The 22,094-nt window shown below is 69.5% G+C and carries 21 protein-coding genes and 1 pseudogene; 15 read left to right on the top strand and 7 right to left on the bottom strand.

Annotated elements, in window-relative coordinates; genetic code table 11:
• Positions 1 to 14: 14 nt before the first annotated feature.
• From O5O54_RS14920 to O5O54_RS14880, 9 genes are all read left to right on the top strand, one after another.
• Positions 15 to 779 carry an SURF1 family protein gene (locus O5O54_RS14920; RefSeq protein WP_407061715.1) on the top strand — a complete coding sequence of 255 codons (765 nt, stop codon included), beginning with the start codon at positions 15 to 17 and terminating at the stop codon, positions 777 to 779.
• Entirely contained in the window at positions 776 to 2,128 is a 1,353-nt protein-coding gene (locus O5O54_RS14915; protein ID WP_279482613.1) for an ATP-binding protein, read from the top strand. The genes O5O54_RS14920 and O5O54_RS14915 overlap by 4 nt, the downstream gene beginning before the upstream one ends.
• Positions 2,125 to 2,655, top strand: coding sequence for a response regulator transcription factor (locus tag O5O54_RS14910; RefSeq protein ID WP_279482612.1), 531 nt, complete (start codon positions 2,125 to 2,127; stop codon positions 2,653 to 2,655). Before O5O54_RS14915 ends, O5O54_RS14910 begins: the two co-directional genes overlap by 4 nt.
• Before the next feature lie 139 nt (positions 2,656 to 2,794).
• Positions 2,795 to 5,221, top strand: a complete 2,427-nt coding sequence (locus O5O54_RS14905) for a hypothetical protein (RefSeq protein WP_279482610.1) — start codon at positions 2,795 to 2,797, stop codon at positions 5,219 to 5,221.
• Positions 5,222 to 5,237: 16 nt separating this feature from the next.
• A complete protein-coding gene (locus O5O54_RS14900; RefSeq protein ID WP_279482609.1) occupies positions 5,238 to 5,927 on the top strand; it encodes an HAD-IA family hydrolase in 690 nt (229 codons plus the stop codon).
• A gap of 106 nt (positions 5,928 to 6,033) precedes the next feature.
• The gene (locus O5O54_RS14895) at positions 6,034 to 6,843 is read left to right on the top strand and encodes a DeoR/GlpR family DNA-binding transcription regulator (protein WP_279482608.1); all 810 of its coding nucleotides are present in this window, start codon (positions 6,034 to 6,036) and stop codon (positions 6,841 to 6,843) included.
• A gap of 33 nt (positions 6,844 to 6,876) precedes the next feature.
• Positions 6,877 to 8,022, top strand: a complete 1,146-nt coding sequence (locus tag O5O54_RS14890) for a Gfo/Idh/MocA family oxidoreductase (protein WP_279482607.1) — start codon at positions 6,877 to 6,879, stop codon at positions 8,020 to 8,022.
• Complete coding sequence (locus O5O54_RS14885) at positions 8,019 to 8,969, top strand: alpha/beta hydrolase (RefSeq protein WP_279482606.1); 951 nt, start codon at positions 8,019 to 8,021, stop codon at positions 8,967 to 8,969. The genes O5O54_RS14890 and O5O54_RS14885 overlap by 4 nt, the downstream gene beginning before the upstream one ends.
• Positions 8,970 to 9,083: 114 nt before the next feature.
• Positions 9,084 to 9,260 carry a hypothetical protein gene (locus O5O54_RS14880; protein WP_279482605.1) on the top strand — a complete coding sequence of 59 codons (177 nt, stop codon included), beginning with the start codon at positions 9,084 to 9,086 and terminating at the stop codon, positions 9,258 to 9,260.
• A 138-nt stretch (positions 9,261 to 9,398) separates the two neighbouring features.
• Here O5O54_RS14880 and O5O54_RS22375 read toward each other — a convergent pair.
• The 3 genes and pseudogenes from O5O54_RS22375 to O5O54_RS14870 form a co-directional block, all read right to left on the bottom strand.
• Positions 9,399 to 9,824: pseudogene (locus O5O54_RS22375) on the bottom strand (DAK2 domain-containing protein); the annotation flags it as partial.
• An 18-nt stretch (positions 9,825 to 9,842) separates the two neighbouring features.
• Entirely contained in the window at positions 9,843 to 11,078 is a 1,236-nt protein-coding gene (dhaK, locus tag O5O54_RS14875) for a dihydroxyacetone kinase subunit DhaK (protein WP_347814888.1), read from the bottom strand.
• 119 nt (positions 11,079 to 11,197) lie between these two features.
• Entirely contained in the window at positions 11,198 to 11,608 is a 411-nt protein-coding gene (locus O5O54_RS14870; RefSeq protein ID WP_279482603.1) for a DUF983 domain-containing protein, read from the bottom strand.
• A gap of 118 nt (positions 11,609 to 11,726) precedes the next feature.
• On the opposite strand from O5O54_RS14870, the gene O5O54_RS14865 reads away from it, so the two are divergent.
• Positions 11,727 to 13,328 carry an FAD-dependent oxidoreductase gene (locus O5O54_RS14865; protein WP_279482601.1) on the top strand — a complete coding sequence of 534 codons (1,602 nt, stop codon included), beginning with the start codon at positions 11,727 to 11,729 and terminating at the stop codon, positions 13,326 to 13,328.
• A gap of 7 nt (positions 13,329 to 13,335) precedes the next feature.
• Here the strand turns inward: O5O54_RS14865 and O5O54_RS14860 are convergent, their stop codons facing one another.
• Positions 13,336 to 13,566, bottom strand: a complete 231-nt coding sequence (locus tag O5O54_RS14860) for a TM2 domain-containing protein (RefSeq protein ID WP_279482599.1) — start codon at positions 13,564 to 13,566, stop codon at positions 13,336 to 13,338.
• 65 nt (positions 13,567 to 13,631) lie between these two features.
• A complete protein-coding gene (locus O5O54_RS14855) occupies positions 13,632 to 15,257 on the bottom strand; it encodes a helicase HerA-like domain-containing protein (protein WP_279482598.1) in 1,626 nt (541 codons plus the stop codon).
• 167 nt (positions 15,258 to 15,424) lie between these two features.
• Between O5O54_RS14855 and O5O54_RS14850 the strand changes: the two genes are divergently transcribed.
• The 3 genes from O5O54_RS14850 to O5O54_RS14840 all read left to right on the top strand — a co-directional run bounded on the left by O5O54_RS14850 (position 15,425) and on the right by O5O54_RS14840 (position 17,835).
• On the top strand, positions 15,425 to 15,775 hold the full coding sequence (locus O5O54_RS14850; protein ID WP_279482597.1) for a DUF2267 domain-containing protein: 351 nt from the start codon (positions 15,425 to 15,427) through the stop codon (positions 15,773 to 15,775).
• Positions 15,776 to 15,926: 151 nt separating this feature from the next.
• Complete coding sequence (locus tag O5O54_RS14845) at positions 15,927 to 16,988, top strand: magnesium transporter CorA family protein (RefSeq protein ID WP_279482596.1); 1,062 nt, start codon at positions 15,927 to 15,929, stop codon at positions 16,986 to 16,988.
• A gap of 13 nt (positions 16,989 to 17,001) precedes the next feature.
• Complete coding sequence (locus O5O54_RS14840; protein WP_279482595.1) at positions 17,002 to 17,835, top strand: NYN domain-containing protein; 834 nt, start codon at positions 17,002 to 17,004, stop codon at positions 17,833 to 17,835.
• 35 nt (positions 17,836 to 17,870) lie between these two features.
• Here O5O54_RS14840 and O5O54_RS14835 read toward each other — a convergent pair whose 3' ends face one another.
• Positions 17,871 to 18,875: an asparaginase gene (locus tag O5O54_RS14835; protein WP_279482594.1), complete on the bottom strand. Its 1,005-nt coding sequence runs from the start codon at positions 18,873 to 18,875 to the stop codon at positions 17,871 to 17,873.
• Between the two features lie 79 nt (positions 18,876 to 18,954).
• On the opposite strand from O5O54_RS14835, the gene O5O54_RS14830 reads away from it, so the two are divergent.
• The gene (locus O5O54_RS14830; RefSeq protein WP_279482593.1) at positions 18,955 to 19,695 is read left to right on the top strand and encodes a DUF3750 domain-containing protein; all 741 of its coding nucleotides are present in this window, start codon (positions 18,955 to 18,957) and stop codon (positions 19,693 to 19,695) included.
• An 83-nt stretch (positions 19,696 to 19,778) separates the two neighbouring features.
• Complete coding sequence (locus tag O5O54_RS14825) at positions 19,779 to 20,735, top strand: carbohydrate kinase (protein WP_279482592.1); 957 nt, start codon at positions 19,779 to 19,781, stop codon at positions 20,733 to 20,735.
• Between the two features lie 169 nt (positions 20,736 to 20,904).
• On the opposite strand, the gene O5O54_RS14820 is transcribed toward O5O54_RS14825, so the two are convergent.
• Positions 20,905 to 21,687 (bottom strand): outer membrane protein, encoded by a 783-nt coding sequence (locus tag O5O54_RS14820; protein WP_279482590.1) that lies wholly within the window; start codon positions 21,685 to 21,687, stop codon positions 20,905 to 20,907.
• Positions 21,688 to 22,094: the final 407 nt, after the last annotated feature.

The following is a 22,094-nucleotide window of genomic DNA, read 5'->3' as shown; positions in this document are numbered from 1 at the left end:
CGGGGCCGGACCGCATGGAACGGGCGGTGCGGCCTCGCGGTCGCCTCTCCCTCTTGATTCTCGGTGCGGCGGGGCTCGTGGTCTTCGCCGTGCTGATGGCCCTGGGTGTCTGGCAGGTGCAGCGCCTCCACTGGAAGCTCGACCTGATCGAGCGGGTGGAGGCCCGCATCCATGCGCCGCCCGCGCCCCCTCCCTCCCCGGCACAATGGGCCGCCTTCGACGGCGAGGCGGAAGAATATCGCCGCGTCCGTGTGGAAGGCACGTTCAGGCACGACCACGAGACGCTGGTTCAAGCCCTGACCGAACGCGGCGCAGGTTTCTGGGTCCTCACGCCCCTCGTTTCGCCGGACGGCACGACGGTTCTCGTCAATCGCGGCTTCGTCCCGCCCGAGCGCCGCGATCCCGCGACGCGGGCCGAAGGTCAGGTGCCGGGTCCCGTTTCCGTCACCGGCCTCCTGCGCCTGACCGAGCCCGGCGGCGCGTTCCTGCGCTCCAACGATCCTGAGGGCGACCGCTGGTTCTCGCGCGACGTCGCCGCCATCGCCGCCGCTCGCGACCTCGGCCCGGTCGCCCCGTTCTTCGTCGACCAGGCAGCCGGCGAGACGCCCGGCGGAATGCCTGTCGGCGGTCTGACGGTCGTCGCCTTCCGCAACCATCACCTGGTCTACGCGCTGACCTGGTTCACGTTGGCCGCCATGCTGGCGGGCGCCGGCGCCTGGGTCGCCCGCGACGAAATCCGCCGCCGCCGGGCGCCTCCGCGGGACGGAGCGCCGGCATGAGCACCGCGCCGGCCACCGTCTCGCCGCCGCCGACACGCTTGGCGCGCATGCGCGCGCGACTTGGGGGCGGCATGCCGCTGGAGGACGCGGCGGGGCGCAAGAACCTCCTCCTGCTGATCCAGCTCCGCTGGCTGGCCGCCGCCGGGCAAGTCGCCAGCATCCTCGTCGTCACGCAGTTCCTCGGCGTCGACCTGCCGGTCCTGCCCATGATGGCGGTGATTCTCGGCCTCGTGCTTCTGAACCTGGCGAGCCTCCTCCGGCTGCGCCTGCGGCTCGGGGTGAGCAATCTCGAGCTCTTCGCCGCGCTGCTCTTCGATGTCGCGGGTCTGACGGCGCAGCTCTACCTCAGCGGCGGCGCCACCAATCCGTTCACCTCGCTCTATCTCCTTCAGGTGACGCTGGGCGCGGTGCTGCTCACCCCCTGGTTCTCCATCGCGCTCGTCCTGATCACGGTGCTCTGCTTCGCCGGGCTGACGGTGGGCTACCGGCCGCTCGTCTTCGCCAGCCAGAACGGCGTCGGGCTGATGGATCTCCACATCATCGGCATGCTGATCTGCTTCGCCCTGAACGCGGCGCTCCTCGTGGTGTTCGTCACCCGGATCGGGCGGAACCTGCGCGAGCGCGACACGCGGCTCGCGAACCTGCGCCAGCAGGCGGCGGAGGAGGACCATATCGTGCGCATGGGCCTTCTCGCCTCGGGCGCCGCGCACGAGCTCGGAACGCCGCTTTCCACGCTCTCGATCATCCTCGGCGACTGGCGCCGGATGCCCGCATTGACCGCCAATCCCGAACTGACGGACGAGATCGAGGCGATGCAGGCCGAGGTGCGGCGCTGCAAGTCGATCGTCACCAACATCCTGATGTCGGCCGGCGAAGCACGGGGCCTGGAGGCGGGCCTGACGACCATGCACCAGTTCCTCGATGGGCTCGCGGCCGACTGGTCGGCGACGCGCCCGAGCGCCAGGCTCCACTACGAGAACGGCTTCGACCGGGATCTGCCGATCGTCTCGGAATCGACGCTGCGCCAGGTCATCTTCAACGTCCTCGACAATGCCTACGAGGTCTCGCCGACCTTCATCCGGTTTCACGCGGCGCGCATCGGCGACAAGCTGCGCCTGCGCATCGAGGACCGCGGCCCGGGTTTCGATCCGGCGATCCTCGCGGCGCTCGGGCGGCCGTACCAGTCGACCAAGGGCCGTCTCGGCGGTGGCCTGGGTCTCTTCCTCGTGTTCAACGTAGTGCGCAAGCTCGGCGGCAACGTGCGCGCCGACAATCTCGCTGCCGGCGGCGCGATGGTGGAACTGACGCTTCCGCTGGACGCTCTCTCGATCGAGGAGGAAGGGCGATGAGCGAGCGCCTGCTGGTGGTCGTGGACGACGACGAAGCCTTCGCCAAGACGCTGAAGCGTTCGTTCGAGCGGCGCGAGTACGAGGTGGTGGTGGCGCCCGACGCCGAGCGCCTGCGTGCGCTTCTCGACGAGCGCACGCCGGGCTTCGCGGTGGTGGACCTGAAGCTTGCCGGCGCCTCGGGCCTTGCCTGCGTCGAGATGCTGCACGAGCACGACCCGGACACGCTGATCGTCGTCCTCACCGGCTTCGCCAGCATCGCGACGGCGGTGGAGGCTATCAAGCTCGGCGCCTGCCACTATCTGGCCAAGCCCGCCAACACCGACGACATCGAAGCCGCTTTCGGTCGGGTAGCGGGCGACGCCAACGTGCCGCTCACCAACCGCCCGACCTCCATCAAGACGCTGGAATGGGAACGGATCCACGAGGTGCTGGTCGAGACAGACTTCAACATTTCCGAAGCCGCCCGGCGGCTCGGCATGCATCGGCGCACCTTGGCCCGCAAATTGGAGAAGCGACCCATCAAGTGAGGGCTGGGCGATCACGATCGCGTCGTTGCGCGCTGGCGCGACGGCGCCCCTCCCTAGATAGGGCATACCCCATGCGCGTGGCAGCTACCGGCCCTCACGCCGAGCGGTGTCCATGAATGCCTCCAGCGGGTGATGCCTTGTGACCTTCGAGTTCCCGCAGCCCTCCGAAACCGCGCCGAGCGGCGCCTTCGAGATCGTCTTCGACCACTACGACCCGGAGGACGAGCGGCGACGGGAGTCGCTTCTCTCGCTCGGCAACGGCGTCCTCCACTGCCGATCGAGTGCGCCCGAATGCCCGCGGGGCGAACGCCACTATCCCGGCTCCTACCGAGCCGGGATCTACGCGCGGCTGACGGGCCGGGTCGAAGGCGAGGATGTGGCGGTGGACAGCCTCGCCAATCTCCCGGACTGGCTGCCGCTCGCCTTCTCGATCGAAGGGAGCGAGACGGTTCTGTCGCCCGATACGGCGGAGATCCTGTCCTATCGCCAGAGCCTCGACATGCGCTCGGGCCTCCTGACCCGCACCCTTTCGCTGCGCGACGAGGCGGGGCGCGAGACGCTGATCGAGGAACAGCGCTTCGTCTCCATGGCCGCGCCCCATCTCGCCGCCCTGCGCACGCGCGCCACCCCGCTCAACTGGTCCGGTACACTGGAGATCCGGTCCGGCATCGGGACCGATCCGGTGAACGAGCTCGCCGTGACCGAAGGCGGTTACGATCCCGAGGCCGTCCGCATTCTTCGGGCCTCGTGGCCCACGGAGGAATGCCTCCTCGTCGAGGCGGAAACGCTGGGCACCGGTGTGCGGGTCGCCGTGGCCGCGCGCACCTGGATCGCGCCTGGCACGCGGCTCGTCCCGATCGAACGGCAGGCGGGTTTCGGCCACCGGGCGACGGTCGCCGTCAGCGTCGGCTTGGCGGTGACGGTGGAGAAGATCGGCGCCGTCTACACCGGCCGGGACGACGCGATCGGATCGCCCGCCGACGCCGCGCGGGAATCCGCCTGCCGTGCCCCGGACTTCGACCGGCTGCGCGACGACCACGAGCGCGCCTGGGCGCAGCTTTGGCACCGCTCCGACCTCCGGATCGACAACGACAACCTCGCGCGCGCCGCGGCACTCCACGCCTTCCACCTGCTGCAGACCGCCTCGCCGCACGGCACCGCCTATGACGCCGGCATCCCGTCGCGGGGCTGGCAGGAGGCCTATCACGGCCAGATCTTCTGGGACGAGACGCTGTCCTTTCCGTTCCTCAGCCTGCGCTTTCCCGAGGTCGCGCGCTCGGCGCTGATCCACCGGGCGCGGCGTCTCGGCGCGGCGCGGATGCGCGCGGCCGAACGGGGGGCGACCGGCGCGCTTTATCCCTGGCGCAGCGGAGCCGCCGGCTTCGAGGAAACACCGGCCTTTCAGGAAAACCCGATGTCGGGACGCTGGCACCGCGACGACACGCGGCTGCAGTTCCATGTCGGCTCGGCCGTCGCCTACAATGTCTGGCAATATTACATCGCGACCCGCGACCTCGACTTCATGGCCGGCTACGGCGCGGAGATGCTGATCGAGGTGGCGCGCGCCTGGGCCGCGCTGGCCGAGCCCCATCCCGAGCATGCGGGACGCCTCACCCTTCGCGGCATCGTCGGACCCGACGAATTCCACACGCGCTATCCCGACGCGGACGAGCCGGGCCTAGCCGACAACGTCTACACCAACGTCATGGCCGCCTGGACGCTGCGTCGCGCCGCGGAGGTGCTGGATCACCTGCCGGCCTGCGACCGCGACGCCATCCGCTCCAAGCTGCGCCTGGCCGACGAGGAATTCGACCGCTGGCGCGACACGGCCTCGCGGCTTCACCTCCCGCGCGATGCCGACGGACTGTTCCTGCCCTTCGAGGGATTCGACCGCCTCGAACCCTTCGACCTCGAAGCCTACGAGGCCGGGCATCCGGGCGAGCGCATCGATTGGTCGCTGGAGGCCCAGGGGCTCGACGTCAACGCCTTCCAGGTTTTGAAGCAGGCGCAGTTCGCCATGCTGCCCTACCTGTTCGAGACCGCCGAACTCGTCGAACTCCTCGCCGGCCTGGGCTGTTCCGTCTCGGCGGAGACGATCGCGCGCACGGTCGAGGGCGACTTCGAACGCACGTCGCACGATTCCAGCCTGTCCGATCTCGTCTATGCCGGGGCGCTTCTGGACACGCGCCCGGAGCGGGCATGGGAGATGTTCCGCGACGCCCTGCATCCGGACGAGAAGTCGGGCCACTCGGGCACGGAAAAAGGGGTCCATCTCGGCGCGATGGCCGCGACGCTCGACATCCTCCAACGCATGTTCCTTGGCCTGCGCCCATCCGAGGCAGGGCTTCGGATCGACCCCGCCCCGCCGCCGAGCCTCGGGCGCATCCGCGCCCATGTCCTGTTCCGGTTCAGCTCGCTCAGGATCGAGCTCGACGGCACGCGACTTGCGGTCTCGGCGGACCCGGCCAACCGGAAAGCGGTCCCCCTGATCGTGGAGGGCAGCGCGCAAGACTTGGAGCCCGGCGCCTCCTTGGCTATGACCTTGCGCGGAGTGCAGCACACCTGAACGGGACGCAAGACGCATGACAGAGACTCCGAGCGCCATCGAAGCGCTCCTGTTCGACCTCGACGGCACGCTCGTCCACACCGATCCTCTGCACCTCGTCGCCATGCGCGCGGTTCTGGAAATGGAGGGTCTCGCGATCGACGAGGAGACCTTCGCAAAGCGCGTGTCCGGCCAGCCGAACGACGAGATCGGGCGGCACTTCTTTCCCGACCGGACACCGGCGGAGCACCGCGCCTTCGTGGAGCGCAAGGAGGCGCGGTTTCGGGAACTGGCCGGCGAACTGACCCCGCTTGCCGGCGTCGTCGCCTTCATCGACCGGGCACGGGCCGACGGCCTGCGCATCGCCCTCGTCACCAATGCGCCGCGCGCCAACGTGAAGCATATGCTGGGCGCGCTCGGCATCGCGAACCGGTTCGAGACGGTGATCTACGGCGACGAACTGGAGCGCGGAAAGCCCGATCCCCTGCCCTATTGCATGGCGCTCGACGCTTTCGGCCTTCGCGCCGATCAGGCCCTCGCTTTCGAGGACTCCCTCCCCGGCCTGACGGCCGCCAAGCGTGCGGGCCTCTTTTGCGTCGGCGTCGCCACCAGCCGTTCGCCGGACGATTTGAGAGCCGCCGGCGCCGATCTGGTGGTGGCCGATTTCGAGGACGCGGAGATCGTCGCGCTGCACGACACGAGCAACTGGCGCCGCGCCGCCTCCTGACGACCGCAGCCATCGTCGCGGTGGCCTGCGGCGACGCCTTTTGATACCACGGGAGACCGCCCGCGCGAACGAACGGCCGAGGCGGACAGCGGCGACAGGATCTTCCATGGATGCCCCCACCAAGCGCGTCGAGATCATTCCGGCCAAGCGTCGCGCGATGATCCTCGACTATCTCAAGCTCAACGGGACGGCCTCCATCGGCGAGCTGACGGAGGCGATCGGCGGGTCGCAGTCCACCATCCGGCGCGACCTCGAACAGCTCACCGAGGGCGGCTATCTCGAGCGCACGCACGGCGGGGCGCTCCTGGTTCCACCGCTGAGGGCGACCTTCGAGCGCGAGCCCGCGCTCAACGCCCACTATCAGCACCGGCAGAAAGCGGCGATCGGGCAGGAGGCGACCTCCCGGCTCAAGGGCGGCGAGAGCGTCATCTTCGATTCCAGCTCGACCGTGATCGAAGTGGTGCGCGCCACCGCGCTCCGGCGTATCCCGCTCACCGTCGTCACCAACAATATCGAGATCGCGCGCATCGGCTCCAGCGTGCCGGAATGGCGAGTCATCGTGACCGGCGGCACGCTGCGGCCGGGGGACGACATCCTGACCGGGCAGCCGGGGGAGTCCTTCTTCGAGACCATCCACGCCGATATCTGCTTCACCGGCGCCTATGCCGTCACGGGGCAGCTCCTGACCGACGCCTCCATGGAGGTCGCGTCGATCAAGCGCGCCATGATCCAGTCCGCCCGGCGGACCATCCTTCTGGTCGACAGCACCAAGTTCCAGGCGCCGGCCTTCTGCACCTTCGCGCAGCTCTCGCAGTTCTCCGAGGTCATCACCGACCAGGGCATCGATGCCGAGACCGCGGCGGCCTTGCGCGCGGGCGGCACCGCCCTGACCGTGGTGCCGCTGCCGAGCGCCTGATTCGCACGCCACGCGTTAAGGGGGAACGACGGAATGGCCCGCATGGGGATCGGCATCATCGGCTGCGGCAACATCGCTGCCACCTACCTGCGCAACGCCGCGCTGTTCGGCGACGTGGACCTTATCGCCTGCGCCGACCGCGTGCCGGAGATGGCGGAGCGCCGCGCGGGCGAGTTCGGGCTCCGGGCCATGGGCGTCGACGCCCTCCTGGCCGAGCCGGCGATCGATCTCGTGCTCAACCTCACCATCCCCGCCGCCCACCGCGAGGTGACGCAAGCCGCGCTCGCCGCCGGCAAGCACGTCTTCACCGAGAAGCCGCTCGGCGTGACGCTCCGGGAGGGACGGGAGCTGGTGGCGGAGGCCGAACGGCGCGGCCTCCGGCTCGGCTCCGCGCCCGACACGTTTCTCGGCGCCGCCGGGCGCCGCGCCCGAGCGCTGATCGACAAGGGCGCGATCGGCAGGCCTGTGCTCGGCACCGCCTTCATGATGGGTCGCGGCATGGAGCACTGGCATCCCAACCCGCAATTCTACTACCAGCCGGGCGGCGGGCCGGTGCTCGACATGGGCCCCTACTATCTGACCACGCTGGTCAACCTCCTCGGCCCCGTCGTCCGCGTCTCCGCCGTCGCCCGGACGGGCGAGGCCGAGCGTCTGATCACCGCCGAGGGACCGTTCCGGAACACCCGCTTTCCCGTCGGAACGCCGACGAGTCTTCTGTCACTTCTGGAGTTCGCGGGCGGCGCCGTCGTCACCTTCGGCGCCTCCTGGGACGTGTTCCGCCACTCCAACCATCCGATCGAACTGCACGGCACGGAAGGCTCGCTGCGCCTGCCCGACCCCGATACGTTCGGCGGCGACGTCGCCCTGTCGCCACGGGGCGAGCCCTGGGCCGAGCATCCGAGCGAACCCGAGCCGTTCGGCGCAATCAACTGGCCCTTCGACGCGCCGCGCCTCGCCAACTACCGCATGCTCGGCGTCGCCGACCTCGTGCGCTCGATCCGGGAGGACCGTGAGGCGCGCGCCTCCGGGCGTCTGGCGCTGCACGTCTTGGAGGTGATGGAGGCGATCCTCACGGCCGGCGAGACCGGGTCGGCCGTTTCGATCGAAGGTGCGGTGGAGCGCCCCGCCGCGCTCGGCGAGGACGAGGCGACGGCCCTCCTGTCGAGCGACGCGGCATGACGCTCCACCCGCAGGCCGCCGAGGTGCTGGCGCTCGGGGCGCGAGCGAAAACGCCGCCCTTCGAGGACGGGACGGCGGAAGAGGCGCGTCAGGCCTATCGCGCCTCCTATCGCGCCCTGCGCGGCGAGTTGGAGCCGGTCGCGGAAACCCGTGAGGAGGCGGTGGAGGGATCTGACGGCTCGTTCGCGATGCGCATCCATCGCGGTCTCGGCACCCCGGAGACGGAAGCGCCGGCCCTCCTCTACCTCCACGGCGGTGGCTGGGTGATCGGCGACCTCGACTCCCACGACGACATCTGCCGATGGTTCGCCAATGCCGCGCGTTGCGCCGTCGCCTGTCCGGACTATCGGCTCGCGCCCGAACATCGCTTCCCCGCCGCGGTGGAGGATGCCGCTGCGGCGCTCGACCATCTCGTCGCCCATGCCGCGGACCTGCGTATCGATCCGGCCCGCATCGCGGTCGCGGGCGACAGCGCCGGTGGCAACCTCGCGGCCGTGCTGGCCCTGATGTCGCGCGACGGCGCCGTGCCGCCGTTGGAGGCGCAACTTCTCCTCTACCCCAACACGGACGCCCGGCAGACCGCCGACAGCTACCGCCGCTTTGCGCAAGGGTTCGGGCTCACCAGCCGCACCATGCGCTGGTTCCGCGATCAGTATGTCCGCGGCGAGACCGACATCGGCGACTGGCGCGTCTCGCCGCTCCTGGCGGAAAGCCTTGCCGGCGCGCCGCCGGCTTTCGTGGTGTTGGCGGGGCAGGACATCCTTGCCGACGAGGGCGAAGCCTATGCCGAGCGGCTGCGGGCGGCAGGCGTGCCGCTGGTGCTGCGCCGCCGGGACGAGCAGATCCACGGTTTCGCGTCGGCCGGGCGCTTCATCGACGCCGCACGGGAAACGATCACCGAAGCCGCCGAGGCCTGGGCTCTGTTGCGCGAGCGCCCGAACGGCTGAGCGATCGGCGCGCGGATTGCCGCAAAGCCCTTTCCGAAATGGCCTTCCTTCCGTATTTCCGCATGGAGAAACGGCATCGGGCGCGTTGTCGGAGAGTGTCTAGAAGCGGCAGCGATGGAAGAGGTCGACCCCATCATCACGATCCTGCGCCTCGTCGAGGAAGAAGACGACGGCAGCGCGATCGCGCGCCGCTTCTTCGAGCACCACCCCGATCTCGACCGGGCCGCCTTTCTGGAAGCGTGCTCGGTGGCGCTCGACATCATCGGCCTGAAGCCGCACCAGCTCCATTGAACGGGCGGGCGGACTTTCGAAACCTGGGCGGCGGGCGCGAAGCTGGGCGGATGGGACGCCGGGTCTCGCCCCGCCTGGTATTGCAAACGAGCCAATAGCGGCATCACGTTACGGAAGCATGACATTGGCCGATGAAATTCATCGGGCGTCGATATGGTCCCGGATCGCCGCCAGCCAGACCACCACCGCCTCCGCGCCGGGATCGGGAACGCCGACCGCGCGCTCCCCGAGATAGCTCGACCGCCCGCGCCGGGGCGCCATGGCCGCCGTCGCCTCGGCCCCGGCCCGCGCCGCCTCCACGGCCTCGCCAAGGCCGGCACCGCCTTCGAGAGCCTCTGCCGCAGGCCATAGCGCGTCCAGCATGGTGCGGTCGCCGGGCCTCGTGTCGCCGAGGGTCGCGATCGCCTCCGCCCCGCGTGCGAGTGCCGACGCCCATTCGCGCCCGCCGGGCTCGGCCACGCCGTCCAGGTCGCGGGCGGCCCGCAGGAGACCCGCCGCGTAGAGGGCACCCGAGGTTCCGCCGACGGACCGGCGCAGCGAGGCCGAAAGAGCCCGCAGGATCGAGGCGGCTTCGGCGCCGGTTTAGCCGTCCATTTCGGCCAGGGCGACCGTCGCGCCCCGTGCGAGGTTGAGTCCGAGATCGCCGTCGCCGACCTTCTGGTCGAGCGCCGTCAGCCGCCCCTCCTCCGCCACCAGCCGCCGGGCGGCCTCGCGGAGCGCATCGACGATCGGCGCGCCATGGCCAGGCTGCATGGCCTGCGCTTCGCGGGACGCCATGGGAACGACGGCAGGACCATCCCGCAGCGGTCCCGCGCCGCGGCCCGGCCAGGCGGGCGCAAAGGCCGGCGCGTCGAGGAGGCGAAGCGTCTCGGCGTCGGCGCGAAGCAGCGAGAGCGAACATCCCGCCATCTCCAGCGCGGTCAGGAAGGTTCCGGTCCAGAGCCGCTCGATCCGCAGGCCGTGCGAACTAGCTGCCGCGACGGCGCCGTGCGCGACGATCTGCATTTCCATCGTCGGCGTCGCACCGAGATTGTTGACGAGGAGCGCCACCGGCTCGTCCCGACGCAGGGCGAGTTCCGCGACGATGCGCTCGATCAGGGTCGCGGCGAGGTCGCGGGCGGGGCGCAGGGGCTCGCGCCGCACGCCCGCCTCGCCGTGGATGCCGAGCCCGAGTTCCACCTCGGCCTCGCCCAGTTCGAAGCCTGGCTTGCCCGCGGCCGGCACGGTGCAGGCCGACAAGGCGACGCCCATCGAGCCGAGCGCCGCGATCGCCCGCTCCGCTGCGGCCTTGACCTCGGTGAGCGAGCCGCCCTCGGCCGCTCGCGCGCCGGCCACCTTGTGGACGAGGACGGTGCCGGCGATGCCGCGCCGCCCGGCATTGTCGGTCGTGGCGGCCAGAGCGACGTCGTCGGCGACCACCACCATCTCGACGGGGATCCCCTCGCCGCGCGCGATCTCGGCGGCGAGGCCGAAGTTCAGGCGGTCGCCCGTGTAGTTCTTGACGATCAGGAGCACGCCGGCCGGATCGCCCACCGCGCGGATGGCGGCCAGCACCGCGTCGGTGGACGGCGAGGTGAAGACGTCGCCACAGACGGCGGCCGTGAGCAGCCCCTCGCCGACATAGCCGGCATGGGCCGGCTCATGTCCGGACCCGCCGCCCGAGATCAGGGCGACGTGCTCGCGCTCGCGAAAGGCCGGGAGATCGGCGCGCACCAGCACCCGTTCGCCCTCAAGGATCGCGAGGCCGGGATGGGCAAGGCAGAGACCCGCCAGCATCTCGTCCACGACAGTGCCGGGGTCGTTGATGAGCTTCTTCATGGGGCAGCGTCCCTCCCGCGGCGCGGGGCGCGCCGATCCGTCAGGGTCAGCCTACAAACACGTGCCGCCGCCTTGAAGGTCCGTTGGCGGATTTATCGCCGTCCCGACGAAGGTTGCCGTCAGCGCGGGTGATCCTCGACGGCCGGCGGCGTCCGCGCGACGAGGCGCCCTTCCTCGGCCTTGTGGTAGTACTGGCTGGCGACCAGCCAGCCCTTGAGCGGGCGCAGCGGCAGGATGCATGTGAGGAGAAGGAACGGCAGGGACACGAAGACGTGGACCCAGAAGGACGGCTCGAAGGACACTTCCAGCCAGACCGCGAAGAGCACCGCCGGAATGCAACCGAAGCAGACCACGAAGAAGGCGGGGCCGTCGGCCGGGTCGGCGAAGGAATAGTCGAGGCCGCAGCGGTCGCAACTCTTGGCCAGCGGCAGGAAACCGTCGAACAGCTTGCCCTCGCCGCAGCGGGGGCAGCGGCCGCGCATCCCGACCTTCCAGGGCTCCAGCCTGGGGGCACCGGCGTGATCGGTCATCGCGTTCGTTCCTCGTCTCGGATCACCCTTCCATATAACCCGGCGCGTCTGGGATACAGCGCCGGGAGGTGGCCGAATTGTCCTAGGCCCGGAACGCAGGCGCCCAGGATATTATTAGGTGGAACCATTCCAGATGGAGAGCCGCCCGATGCGCCACGACGTCCTCGCCCTCGCCGATCTCCCTCCCGAGGGCCTGACCGAAGTCGCGGTGGGCGACCTCAAGATTCTCCTCGCACGGGACGGCGACCGGGTCCTGGCGACGGGTGCCACGTGCACCCACAAGGGCGCACCGCTGAAGAACGGCAAGCGCGTCGGCAACCGCGTCATCTGCCCCTGGCACCATGCGATCTTCGACCTCGATACGGGCGACCATATCGAGCCGCCGGGCAAAGGCTGCCTCGCGCGCTTCCGAGCCAGCGTCGAGGATGGTCGCGTGGTCGTCGAGGTGCCGGACGGCGCCGGCGCGCACCGGCCGGAGGTCGAACCGGCTGATCGCAAGACGGGCGGCGACCGCGTGTTCGCCATCGTGGGCGGGGGCGCGGCGGGGCTCGCCTGCGCCGAAGAGCTGGTGAAGCGCGGCTTCGACGGCCGGATCGTCATGTTCGTGCCCGAGCGCGAACCGCCCTACGACCGCACGGACCTGTCCAAGATGTATCTGCAGGGCAAGAAGAGCGACGAGGCGCTGGCGCTCTACCCGCGCGAACGGCTCCAAGCGCTCGGGATCGAGCTCATTGAGACGGCGGTCGAGCGGATCGATGCGGGCAGCAGGCGCCTGCACCTGAAGGGCGGAGAGACACTCCGCTTCGACGAATGCTTCGCCGCGCCCGGCAGCGACGCCGCACCCTTCGACCTCCCCGGAGCCGAGGCCGAGAACGTCGTGTCCCTGCGCAGCCACGACGACGCGCGCGATCTCAAGGCCCGCCTCGGGGCTGCGCGCCGGATCGTCATCGTCGGTTCCGGCTTCATCGGCATGGAGGCGGCGGCAAGCCTTCTTGCTCCCGACCGGTCGGTCACGGTGATCTCGCGCTCGGCGCTTCCCTTCGCCAAGCAGTTCGGCGAGGCAGTCGCCAGGCAGCTGCTCGCCACCCATCGGGCCAAGGGCGTGGACGTGCGCACGGGCGCGGACGTCGGCGGGCTGACGGTCGAGGGTAACCGCGTCACCGCCGTTCGGCTCAAGGATGGAAGCTCGATCGAGGCGGACCTCGTGATCGCGGCTCTCGGCGCGGCGCCGCGCACGGACCTCGTCTCGGGCGCGGACCGAGCCGGCAAGGGCATCAAGGTCGACGCGACGCTCCGGGCTGCCGAAGGCCTGCACGCCGGCGGCGACATCGCCTCGTTCCCGCTGGCGGCGATAGGCGAGCACGCCCGCATCGAGCACTGGCGGGTGGCCGAACAGCACGGGCGCCACGCGGCGGGTGCGATGCTCGGCGACGCGACGCCGTTTTCCGGTATTCCCTACTTCTGGTCGGCCCAGCACGGGCGCCTCAGCTACCTCGGCCATGCCGAAAGCTTCGACGAGGTGCATATCGAGGGATCGTTGGAGGAAAACTCCTACACGGCCTTCTACGTGAAAGACGGCCGGGTGCTGGCAGCCCTCGGCCTCGGCAAGGCCGACCGCACGCCCGCGCTCCACGCCCTGATGCTGCACGAGCCGGCGCCGGAGCGCGCCGCCTTGGAAGCCGCCGGGTGGGATCCGGCGGCCCTCCTGCCCAAGAGGTGAAGCGTGGTCAGCGCAGGACGGTCCGGGTCTCCATCCGGTCGAGCCTGCGCTCCAGGTTCTCCTGCCGGATCATCGACGGCAGGAGGAACAGATCGATGATCTGCCCGATGCCGAAGACGCCGAGGGTGACCAGCCAGAGGAGTCCCGTCCAGGGCCGGCCGAGATAGAAGCGGTGCAGGCCGCAGATCCCGAGCAGGCAGCAGAGCCAGAGGACGAAGGCGGCCGGGCCGAATTTCATGGGGGGTCTCCTGTTCGGGTGTTCCCCGAAAGATGGAGATCCGCCGCCCGGATTTCGACCCCCGCTCACCGCCCGCGCTTGAAGGACCCCAGGATGCCGCGCACGATCGCCGTGGTGACGGTGGAGGCGACCGTGCGGCCGACCTGCTTCATCACGGTTTCGGCGACCGTCTGGCGCTGGTAGCCGGCCCGCGGCGCGGCGCGGGGAGCCGAGCGTCGAACCGGGCGCTCCTCGGCTGCGTCCTCGTAGGGAACGTCCTCCGCCTGCCCCCAGGGCGCGCGCGGCTCGGCCGAACGGCGCGCGGCCGCCTCCGCACGGCTGACGCCCGTGTCGCGTCGCCGCTGCACCGCCGCTTGCGCCTCCGCGCGCACCGCTTCCTGGCGGTTGAGCTCGGCCTCGGCGCGACCGTTCAGGAGTTCGTAGGCGGACTCGCGGTCCACCGCGGTGTCGTAACGGCCGGCAACGGGGCTCATGCGCATCAGCTCGGTGCGCTCGGCTTCCGTGATCGGCCCGACGCGGCCCGCCGGCGGGCGGATCTTCACGCGCTCGACCATGGAGGGCGCCCCGCCCTGGCCGAGGACGGAGACCAGCGCCTCGCCGGTGCCGAGTTCGGTGATGGCCGTGGCGCTGTCGAAGGCGGGATTGGCGCGGAAGGTCTCGGCCGCCGTGCGCACCGCCTTCTGCTCGCGCGGGCTATAGGCCCGCAGCGCGTGCTGGACGCGGTTGCCGAGCTGCGCCAGCACCTTTTCCGGCAGGTCCAGCGGGTTCTGCGTGACGAAGAACACCCCGACGCCCTTGGAGCGGATCAGGCGCACCACTTGCTCAACCCGGTCCACCAGCGCCTTCGGCGCGTCGTCGAACAGGAGATGCGCCTCGTCGAAGAAGAAGACGAGCTTGGGCTTGTCGAGATCGCCGACCTCGGGAAGCTCCTCGAACAGTTCCGACAGGAGCCAGAGCAGGAAAGTCGCGTAAAGCCGCGGGCTGCGCATCAGCTCGTCCGCCGCCAGGACGCTGACGACACCCCGCCCTTCGCGGTCGCAGCGCATGATATCGGCTATGCTGAGCGCCGGCTCGCCGAAGAAGCGGTCGCCGCCTTGGGTTTCGAGGACGAGGAGCTGGCGCTGGATGGCGCCTACCGTCGCCTTGGCCACGTTGCCGTAGAGCCGCGAGATCTCGTCCGCCCGGTCGAGGATATGGGCGAGCATCGCCTGCAGGTCCTTGAGGTCGAGAAGGAGAAGCCCCTCCTCGTCGGCGATGCGGAAGGCGATGTTGAGGACGCCCTCCTGCGCTTCCGTGAGATCCATCAGGCGCGACAGGAGAAGCGGCCCCATCTCCGACACCGTGGTGCGCACGGGATGGCCCTTGCGCCCGAAAAGGTCCCAGAAGATCGTCGGGAAGAAATCGTTGTACCAGGGATCGAGGCCGATCTCGGCCGCGCGCCTGGCGAACACATCCTTCGGCTCGCCGCGCACCGACAGGCCGGAGAGGTCGCCCTTGATGTCGGCGCAGAAGACCGGCACCCCGGCGTCGGAAAAGCCTTCGGCCAGCACCTGGAGCGTTACCGTCTTGCCGGTGCCGGTCGCGCCCGTCACCAGCCCGTGGCGGTTGGCGAAGGCCAGGTCGAGATATTCCGGCCCCGCCTCGGCGCCCGTGCTGATCCCCCCAAGGAGAATGCGCCCGTCTTCGAGCATGATTCGGCTCCCAACCCGTTCGGCTGGCGGAATGATACCGCCTGACGACGGGAGGCGTCGATTCCGTCTTCTCGCCCCCGGCGCCGATTGCGCCCGCCGGGCAGACTTGCCATCTTGCGCCCATTGCCGGCCGCACGGCCGCCGCCGCTTGGGGAATCACGCCGTTCATGAACGAACTCTGGAACCGCATCGCCACGTCGGCCGAGACCGATGCCGAGACCGCCAAGGTCGCGGTGGGCCACATCCTCTCCTACATGCGCTCGGAAAGCTCCGATCCGGCGGTGGGCCGCATGATCGAGGAAACGCCGGGCGCGACGGACGCTCTGGCCGCGGCCGGCGAGGAGGATTATTCCGGTGGCATCATGGCGCTCGGCGCCAAGCTGATGGGTCTCGGGCTCGACATGGGTCAGATCCGCTCGGCGGCCGAGGAACTCGTGGCCTATTCCAAGTCGACGGCCGGCGAGGACACCGTGAACCAAGCCATCAACTCCGTCCCGGCTCTCGCTCCGTTCGTCTGAACGCGTGACCGGCCGGCCATAGGCGCCGGCCCGTCGACGAAGTTTCCCGAGCCCGGTCTTGCGTTTCGTCGCGGACCGGGCTTTGGCTCGCGCGCGAGCGAAGCGTCGCGGCCTCGATGCCGCGTTTGCGTGAAAGCGAGGACGACGGCCCATGATCGACGCCTACACGGTCTTTGGTTCGCATGTTCGGCGCCATGCCCGAATCACGCCCGACGAGCTTCCGCCGGAGGCGGTGTGGATCGACCTGCGCAACCCGACGCGCGAGGAAGAGCACGCGATCGAGAGCCTGTGCGGCATCGAAGTGCCGACGCGCGAGGAAATGCGCGAGATCGAGGTGTCGAGCCGTCTGTACTCGGAGGACGGCGGCGACTTCATGACCGCGTCGCTGGTCTACGGCCTGGACGAGGGACGGCCGGACTTCGGACCCGTCACCTTCATCCTGGTCGGGCAGCGCCTGATTACCTTGCGCTACACCGAGCCGCGCTCGTTCCAGATCTTCTCCAACAAGCTCTGCCGGGGCGAAGGGGGCGACGCGGCGGCTGCCCAGACCCTTGCGTCGCTCGAACTCTACGGCCCGCCGCCGGCGCCGCCCAAGCCCTCGCGCACGCGCGGCGCCACGGCCGATTCCATCGCGATCGGCCTTCTCGAAACCGTCGTCGACCGCGTGGCCGACCTTCTGGAATCCATCGCCGCCGACCTCGATCGGATTGGCGCCGACATCTTCCGCTCGTCCGGCGACAACACGCCGACGGCGACCTCCGACTTCAAGGAACTGCTCCAGCGCCTCGGCGCCGCGGGCGATCTCTCCTCGCGAACCCGCGAAAGCCTCGCCACGCTCGACCGCCTCCTGCCCTTCCTCCAGTTCGTTCTGGACCGTCGCAAGCCGCAGAAGGAGCTCAAGATGCGCGTCAAGGCGATGGCCCGCGACGTCGCTTCACTGAACGACTTCGTGTCCTTCCTGTCCAACAAGACGACCTTCCTGCTCGATACGACCGTCGGCATGATCTCGATCGAGCAGAACGCCATCATCAAGATCTTCTCGGTCGCCGCCGTCGGCTTCATGCCGCCGACCCTCGTCGCCTCGATCTACGGCATGAACTTCGTCCACATGCCCGAACTGAACTGGGACTTCGGCTATCCGCTGGCAATACTCCTCATGGTGCTGACCGCCGTCTTCCCGCTCCTGTACTTCCGCTACAAGAAGTGGCTGTGAGAGGAGAAGCGACATGCGCGACGACCGCCCGGCCCGTCTCGCCGTCCTGATCGACGCCGACAACGCCTCGGCGCAGATCGCCGACGGACTCTTCGAGGAGATCGCCACGATCGGCGAGGCGAGCGTGCGCCGCATCTACGGCGACTTCTCTTCCACCCGATCCAAGGGCTGGACGGAGGTCCTGTCCAAGCACGCGATCATCCCGCACCAGCAGTTCGCCTACGTCACGGGCAAGAACGCCTCCGACATCGCGCTGGTGATCGACGCGATGGACCTTCTTCATTCCGGCCGCTTCGATGGCTTCTGTCTCGTCTCTTCCGACAGTGACTTCACGCGCCTCGCCGCACGCATCCGCGAGCAGGGGATCGACGTCTACGGGTTCGGGGAACAGAAGACACCGGAAAGCTTCCGGCAGGCCTGCCGCCGCTTCGTCTACACCGAGAACCTGCGCCCCGAAGCCGCCGCGGCCGTGCCGGCGGTCGAGCGCGCCGTCAGCGCCAAGCCGCTGCTTCGGCAGGTGATGGACCAGATCGAGACGGACGACGGCTGGGTGCCGCTCGGCCTGTTCGGTCAGCGGCTTCTCAACCGTCAGTCCGATTTCGACCCCCGCACCTACGGGCACAAGAAGCTGAGCGACCTCGTCCGGGCGTCCGGCCTGTTCGATCTCGAGAAGAGCAACAGCGGCACGCTGCGCCTGCGCACTCGCACGGCCGCCACCAAACCTCCTGCCGCAGCCAAGCCGGCATCGGCATCGAAACCGGCCGCGGGAGCCAAGCCGGCGCCGGCTGCCAAGGGGTCGGCCGCCCCTGCCCGCGGTCCGGCGCGAAAGCCTGCGACACCCGGCTGAGCCTCCGACGAGCGGATCTCGACCAGTTCAGCCCGTCAGAGCCCGGCCGCCCTCACCTCGCCGACCGCCGTGCCCTTCCAGTTGCGAAGGGTCGTGCGCGAGAGGGCGTCGTAACGTTCGGCCAGCGGGCCGTCGTGCGGGCGCAGGATATGGGCGAGCGTGGCGGCGACCGCCGCCTCGGCGGCGCGCGTCGCCCCGTCCGAGGCTTTAAGGGCGAAGCCGAGACCGAGTTCGGGAACCGCGCCGCAGAAGACGCCCTCGGCGCCCGTCTTGGCGAAGACGCGGCCGGGCGCCGCCTCCATCAGGGCGACGCAGGCGCGACGCGTGCCGGCCATCAGCCACGGCTCGGCCATGCAGGCCGCCATCAGCCGCCGGCCGGCGGCCGCCCGACCTGCATCGACGTTCTGCCCTGCCGCCAGCCGGGCGAAGCCCTCGGCGAAGCTGCGCAGCGGCGCGGCATAGGTCGGGATGGAGCAGCCGTCGATGCCGGCGGGCTGGTCCTCGCCCGGCCGCGTCCGCGTCAGGTCCGCCAGGGCGTCCCGCACGCGGCGCTGCACGGGATGGTCGGGCATGACATAGGCGCGCGGATCCTCGCCCTCGTGGATCGCGGTGCAGAGGAAGCCCGCATGCTTGCCCGAACAATTGTTGTGTAGCTGGTTGGGGGCGCCGCCGGCCTGCGCCAGCGCGAGCGCCACGCGCTGGTCGAAGGGCCAATGGCAACCGCATTCGAGATCGGCCTCGCCGAGACCCGCCTTGCCGAGAATGGAGGCGGCGCGCGCCACATGCCCCTCCTCGCCCGAATGGGAAGCGCAGGCGAGCGACAGGTCGCCGGCATCGAGCCCGAGGGCGTCGGCCGCACCGGTCTCGATCAGGGGAATGGCCTGGAAGACCTTGATCGCCGAACGCGGAAACACCGCATGGTCGGTGTCGCCGCAGGCCAGCACCGACCGCCCCGATGCGTCGCACACCGCGACATCGACGAGATGACGGCTCTCGACGGCCTTGCCGCGTGTCGTTTCGATGACAAGATGTGTGGTCATGGCTGGTGTCTCCCGGCTGCCGCAGTCCCGGCGGCCCCGCCCCTAGCATGCCCCGATTCCGTCCGTCATCGGAACCCAGATGATCCTGCTGCGCGCCGCCGTCCTCGGCATCGCCCTCCTGTTCCTCCTGCCCGCCGCGCTGTCGGTCCTGTCCTGGAAGCTCGGCGAGCATCCCGCTTCCTGGCGCGAGGCGGACTGGAGTTCGGCCGCAATCCTTCCCGCCGCGCGCGATGACGAGGCGGCGGTGTATGTGCTTGCCGCGCGCACGGGCGGGCTGAAGGGCGCGCTGTCCGAGCATTCATGGATCGTCGTCAAGCCTGCGGGTGCGACAGCCTACGAGCGCTTCGACAAGGTCGGCTGGGGCTCGCCGATCCGGCGCAACGGCTATGCGGCGGACGGTCGGTGGTATTCCAACGAGCCCCGCATCGTCGCGCGGTTGGAGGGCGCGGCGGCCGAGCGGGCCATCCCCAAGGTACGGGCGGCCATCGAAAGCTATCCGTTCGCGGCACGCGGCGGCTACCGCATCTTCCCAGGTCCCAACTCCAACAGCTTCGTGGCGCACGTGCTTCGCAACGTGCCCGAACTCGGCGCCGTTCTGCCGCCGGCCGCCGTCGGGCGCGACTTTCCGGTCGACGGACGCCTCGTGTCGCTGGACCTCGCGGCGTGGGAGCTGCGTGCCTCCCTGTTCGGCTATGCGGGCTTTGCGATCGGCGCGCGCAGCGGGCTGGAACTCCAGTTCCTGGGCCTCGTCGCAGGCATCGATCCTCTGCGCGGCCTCCTCAAGGTTCCCGGTTTCGGCAGCCTCTCTCTCATCGGTTGACCCCGCGTCGCCGCGCATTCCCTGCGGCTTGGGAATTTGCTAGCCGGGAGGCGGGGCGCGAAATGCCCGAGGGAGAGACGACCATGTTCCTAAGCTGCGGCGACAACCTCTTCGACCTGTTCGCGGACAGCGAGGCGGCCGACGTCTCTCATATCGCGCTCAACGGCCGGATCGGCGGGTCGGCGCTCAACGTCGCACTCGGCCTCGCCCGGCTCGGTCATCGCTCCGCCTTCTTCTCGAAAGTGTCGAGCGACCTGTTCGGCCAGCGGATCAAGGCGTTCATGGATCGCGAGGGTATCGACCGCCGCTTCGTGATCGACACCGATCGCAACACGACGCTCGCCATGGTGTCGCTGTCGGGTGGCGGCACGCCGCGCTACGATTTCTATATCGAAGGGACTGCCGACCGTTCGATTGACTCGTCCGAGATCCCGGCGGCGCTGCCGGACGAGCTGGCGGCGATCCACCTCGCGGGCTCCTATTCGACCGTGGCCGAGCCCACCGCGAGCGCCCTCGCCAGGCTGGCGGCGCAGGAGCACGGGCGCCGCTTCATCTCCTATGATCCGAACATCCGCGCTTCGGTCGTGCCCGATCTCGACGTCTGGCGCTCGCGCATTGGCGCCACCGTGCCCTTCGCCACCATGGTCAAGGCAAGCGAGGAAGATCTGGAGCAGGTCTATCCCGGTCGGAGCACGGAGAGCGCGCTGGCCGGATGGCTCGACGCGGGCGCGTCCCTTGCCGTGGTCACGCTCGGCGACAAGGGCGCGGTGGCCATGGCGAAAGGCGGGGCGCGGGCCGAGGCGCCGGGCCTATCGATCACGGTGGCCGATACGGTCGGCGCCGGCGACACGTTCCAGGCGACTCTCCTGGCGCGCCTCTTCGAGGCCGGGCGCCTTTCCGCCGAAGGCGTCGCGGGCCTCGAGGGCGACGAGCTTTCGGAACTCCTGACCTTCGCGGTTCGGGCCGCAGCCCTTACCTGTTCGCGCCGCGGGGCCGACCTGCCCCGGCGCGCCGATCTCGGCCTGCCGCCCCTCGCCTGAGCCGGCAACGAGGCAAGGAGAAAGCGGCGCGCCGGCCGTCGCTTCTCGCATTCGGCGCGCGTCGGCCATCCCATACGGCCGGACAACAAAAAACCCGCCGCTCGATCGAGCGGCGGGTTTTTCTGTCAGACCATCGGAGGACCGCTGCCGGCCCTCCGATGTCCGCTTCTTAGTTGAAGCGGAACGAAGCCTTGGCCCACACGGTGTGGAAGTCGAGGTCGTCGTTCGAGGTCGCCGTGAACGGCAGGGTCGCGCCGGCCGCGTTGCGGTAGGTGACCGTCGTGTCGGTCGAGCCGAGGTCGGTGTAGAGGTACTCGAGGCCGAGCGAGAGGTTCGGCGTGACGAGGTAGTCGACACCGGCGCCGACGGCGTAGCCGACGTCGTCCGAGTTGGAGTCGACCGTCGGCGTGAAGCCGGCGAGGTTGCCCGTGAGCGTGCCCGGAGCGAAGAACTTCACTTCGGTGTCGGCGTAGGCGAGACCACCCGTGGCGTAGACGGCGAAGCGGTCAGCCGCGACACCGACCTTCGCGCGGACGGTGCCCACGAAGTTGATGTCCGACGACAGGCCGAACACGTCCGTGCCGAGCTGGTAGGTCGAGGTCGACGACGCGTCGATGTAGTTGATGTCGGCGACCGCACCAACGATGAAGTTGTTGATCTGGTAGTCGTAGCCGACGTGCACGCCGCCGATGAAGGCCGCGCTGTCGCTGTCGGACGAGCCGCCCGTGAAGGCCGTCGTCTGGACGACGCCGGTCTGCGGGTTGTAGCGGACGTCGCCGGCATCGCGGTTGAACGCCACGCCAGCCTGGCCACCGACGTAGAAGCCGGTCCAGGAGTAGGCCGGAGCCACTTCGACGACGGCCGGAGCAGCGGGCTCCTCATAGATGACGTCGGCAGCGAGAGCCGGGGTGACGAAGGCCGTGGAGGCCAGGAGAAGGGCGAAACGCTTCATATCGATACTCCAGTGTCGCCTTGGCGACGTTTCTTCCGACGGACTGTTCGTCCGAAAGATGGGACCCGGTTTTTTCCGGGCTTGAGGCGATTTAGGGTCCGCACCCCTGTTGAGGCAATGGCACCGGAGGCGATCCCGACCGTCATGTGGCAGGCTAGCAACAGGGGCCGTTCTGCCAGGATGACGTTCGGGCCGATGAATAGGTCCGCAACCTTAAGGCAAGTTTAACCGCCTACATGGGCGGTTTTCCCGTTTCTGATTTATTATCAGTAGCTTATGTGAGCCGCGGGTCCCGATTTCACGAGAGTTTTCCGGCACTCGATACATGTGATGCGAAATCGCCGGCCGCCCCTTGAACCTTTCGTGTGCGTCGCACAGAGCCTTCCGTCGGCAACTCCGGAACACGC

It is taken from the genome of Aureimonas sp. SK2 (assembly GCF_029813115.1).
Lineage (GTDB): Bacteria > Pseudomonadota > Alphaproteobacteria > Rhizobiales > Rhizobiaceae > Aureimonas.
Note: the sequence above shows the minus strand (reverse complement) of the source record. Positions and strands in the feature narration are given on the sequence as shown.

Coding starts and splice junctions, on each gene's coding strand:
- O5O54_RS14890 (WP_279482607.1), top strand. CDS start 6,877: ATGGCCCGCATGGGGATCGGCATCATCGGCTGCGGCAACATCGCTGCC.
- O5O54_RS14835 (WP_279482594.1), bottom strand. CDS start 18,875: ATGACCACACATCTTGTCATCGAAACGACACGCGGCAAGGCCGTCGAG.
- O5O54_RS14845 (WP_279482596.1), top strand. CDS start 15,927: ATGATCGACGCCTACACGGTCTTTGGTTCGCATGTTCGGCGCCATGCC.
- dhaK (WP_347814888.1), bottom strand. CDS start 11,078: ATGAAGAAGCTCATCAACGACCCCGGCACTGTCGTGGACGAGATGCTG.
- O5O54_RS14850 (WP_279482597.1), top strand. CDS start 15,425: ATGAACGAACTCTGGAACCGCATCGCCACGTCGGCCGAGACCGATGCC.
- O5O54_RS14830 (WP_279482593.1), top strand. CDS start 18,955: ATGATCCTGCTGCGCGCCGCCGTCCTCGGCATCGCCCTCCTGTTCCTC.
- O5O54_RS14855 (WP_279482598.1), bottom strand. CDS start 15,257: ATGCTCGAAGACGGGCGCATTCTCCTTGGGGGGATCAGCACGGGCGCC.
- O5O54_RS14825 (WP_279482592.1), top strand. CDS start 19,779: ATGTTCCTAAGCTGCGGCGACAACCTCTTCGACCTGTTCGCGGACAGC.
- O5O54_RS14900 (WP_279482609.1), top strand. CDS start 5,238: ATGACAGAGACTCCGAGCGCCATCGAAGCGCTCCTGTTCGACCTCGAC.
- O5O54_RS14840 (WP_279482595.1), top strand. CDS start 17,002: ATGCGCGACGACCGCCCGGCCCGTCTCGCCGTCCTGATCGACGCCGAC.
- O5O54_RS14880 (WP_279482605.1), top strand. CDS start 9,084: ATGGAAGAGGTCGACCCCATCATCACGATCCTGCGCCTCGTCGAGGAA.
- O5O54_RS14920 (WP_407061715.1), top strand. CDS start 15: ATGGAACGGGCGGTGCGGCCTCGCGGTCGCCTCTCCCTCTTGATTCTC.
- O5O54_RS14885 (WP_279482606.1), top strand. CDS start 8,019: ATGACGCTCCACCCGCAGGCCGCCGAGGTGCTGGCGCTCGGGGCGCGA.
- O5O54_RS14870 (WP_279482603.1), bottom strand. CDS start 11,608: ATGACCGATCACGCCGGTGCCCCCAGGCTGGAGCCCTGGAAGGTCGGG.
- O5O54_RS14860 (WP_279482599.1), bottom strand. CDS start 13,566: ATGAAATTCGGCCCGGCCGCCTTCGTCCTCTGGCTCTGCTGCCTGCTC.
- O5O54_RS14910 (WP_279482612.1), top strand. CDS start 2,125: ATGAGCGAGCGCCTGCTGGTGGTCGTGGACGACGACGAAGCCTTCGCC.
- O5O54_RS14820 (WP_279482590.1), bottom strand. CDS start 21,687: ATGAAGCGTTTCGCCCTTCTCCTGGCCTCCACGGCCTTCGTCACCCCG.
- O5O54_RS14895 (WP_279482608.1), top strand. CDS start 6,034: ATGGATGCCCCCACCAAGCGCGTCGAGATCATTCCGGCCAAGCGTCGC.
- O5O54_RS14915 (WP_279482613.1), top strand. CDS start 776: ATGAGCACCGCGCCGGCCACCGTCTCGCCGCCGCCGACACGCTTGGCG.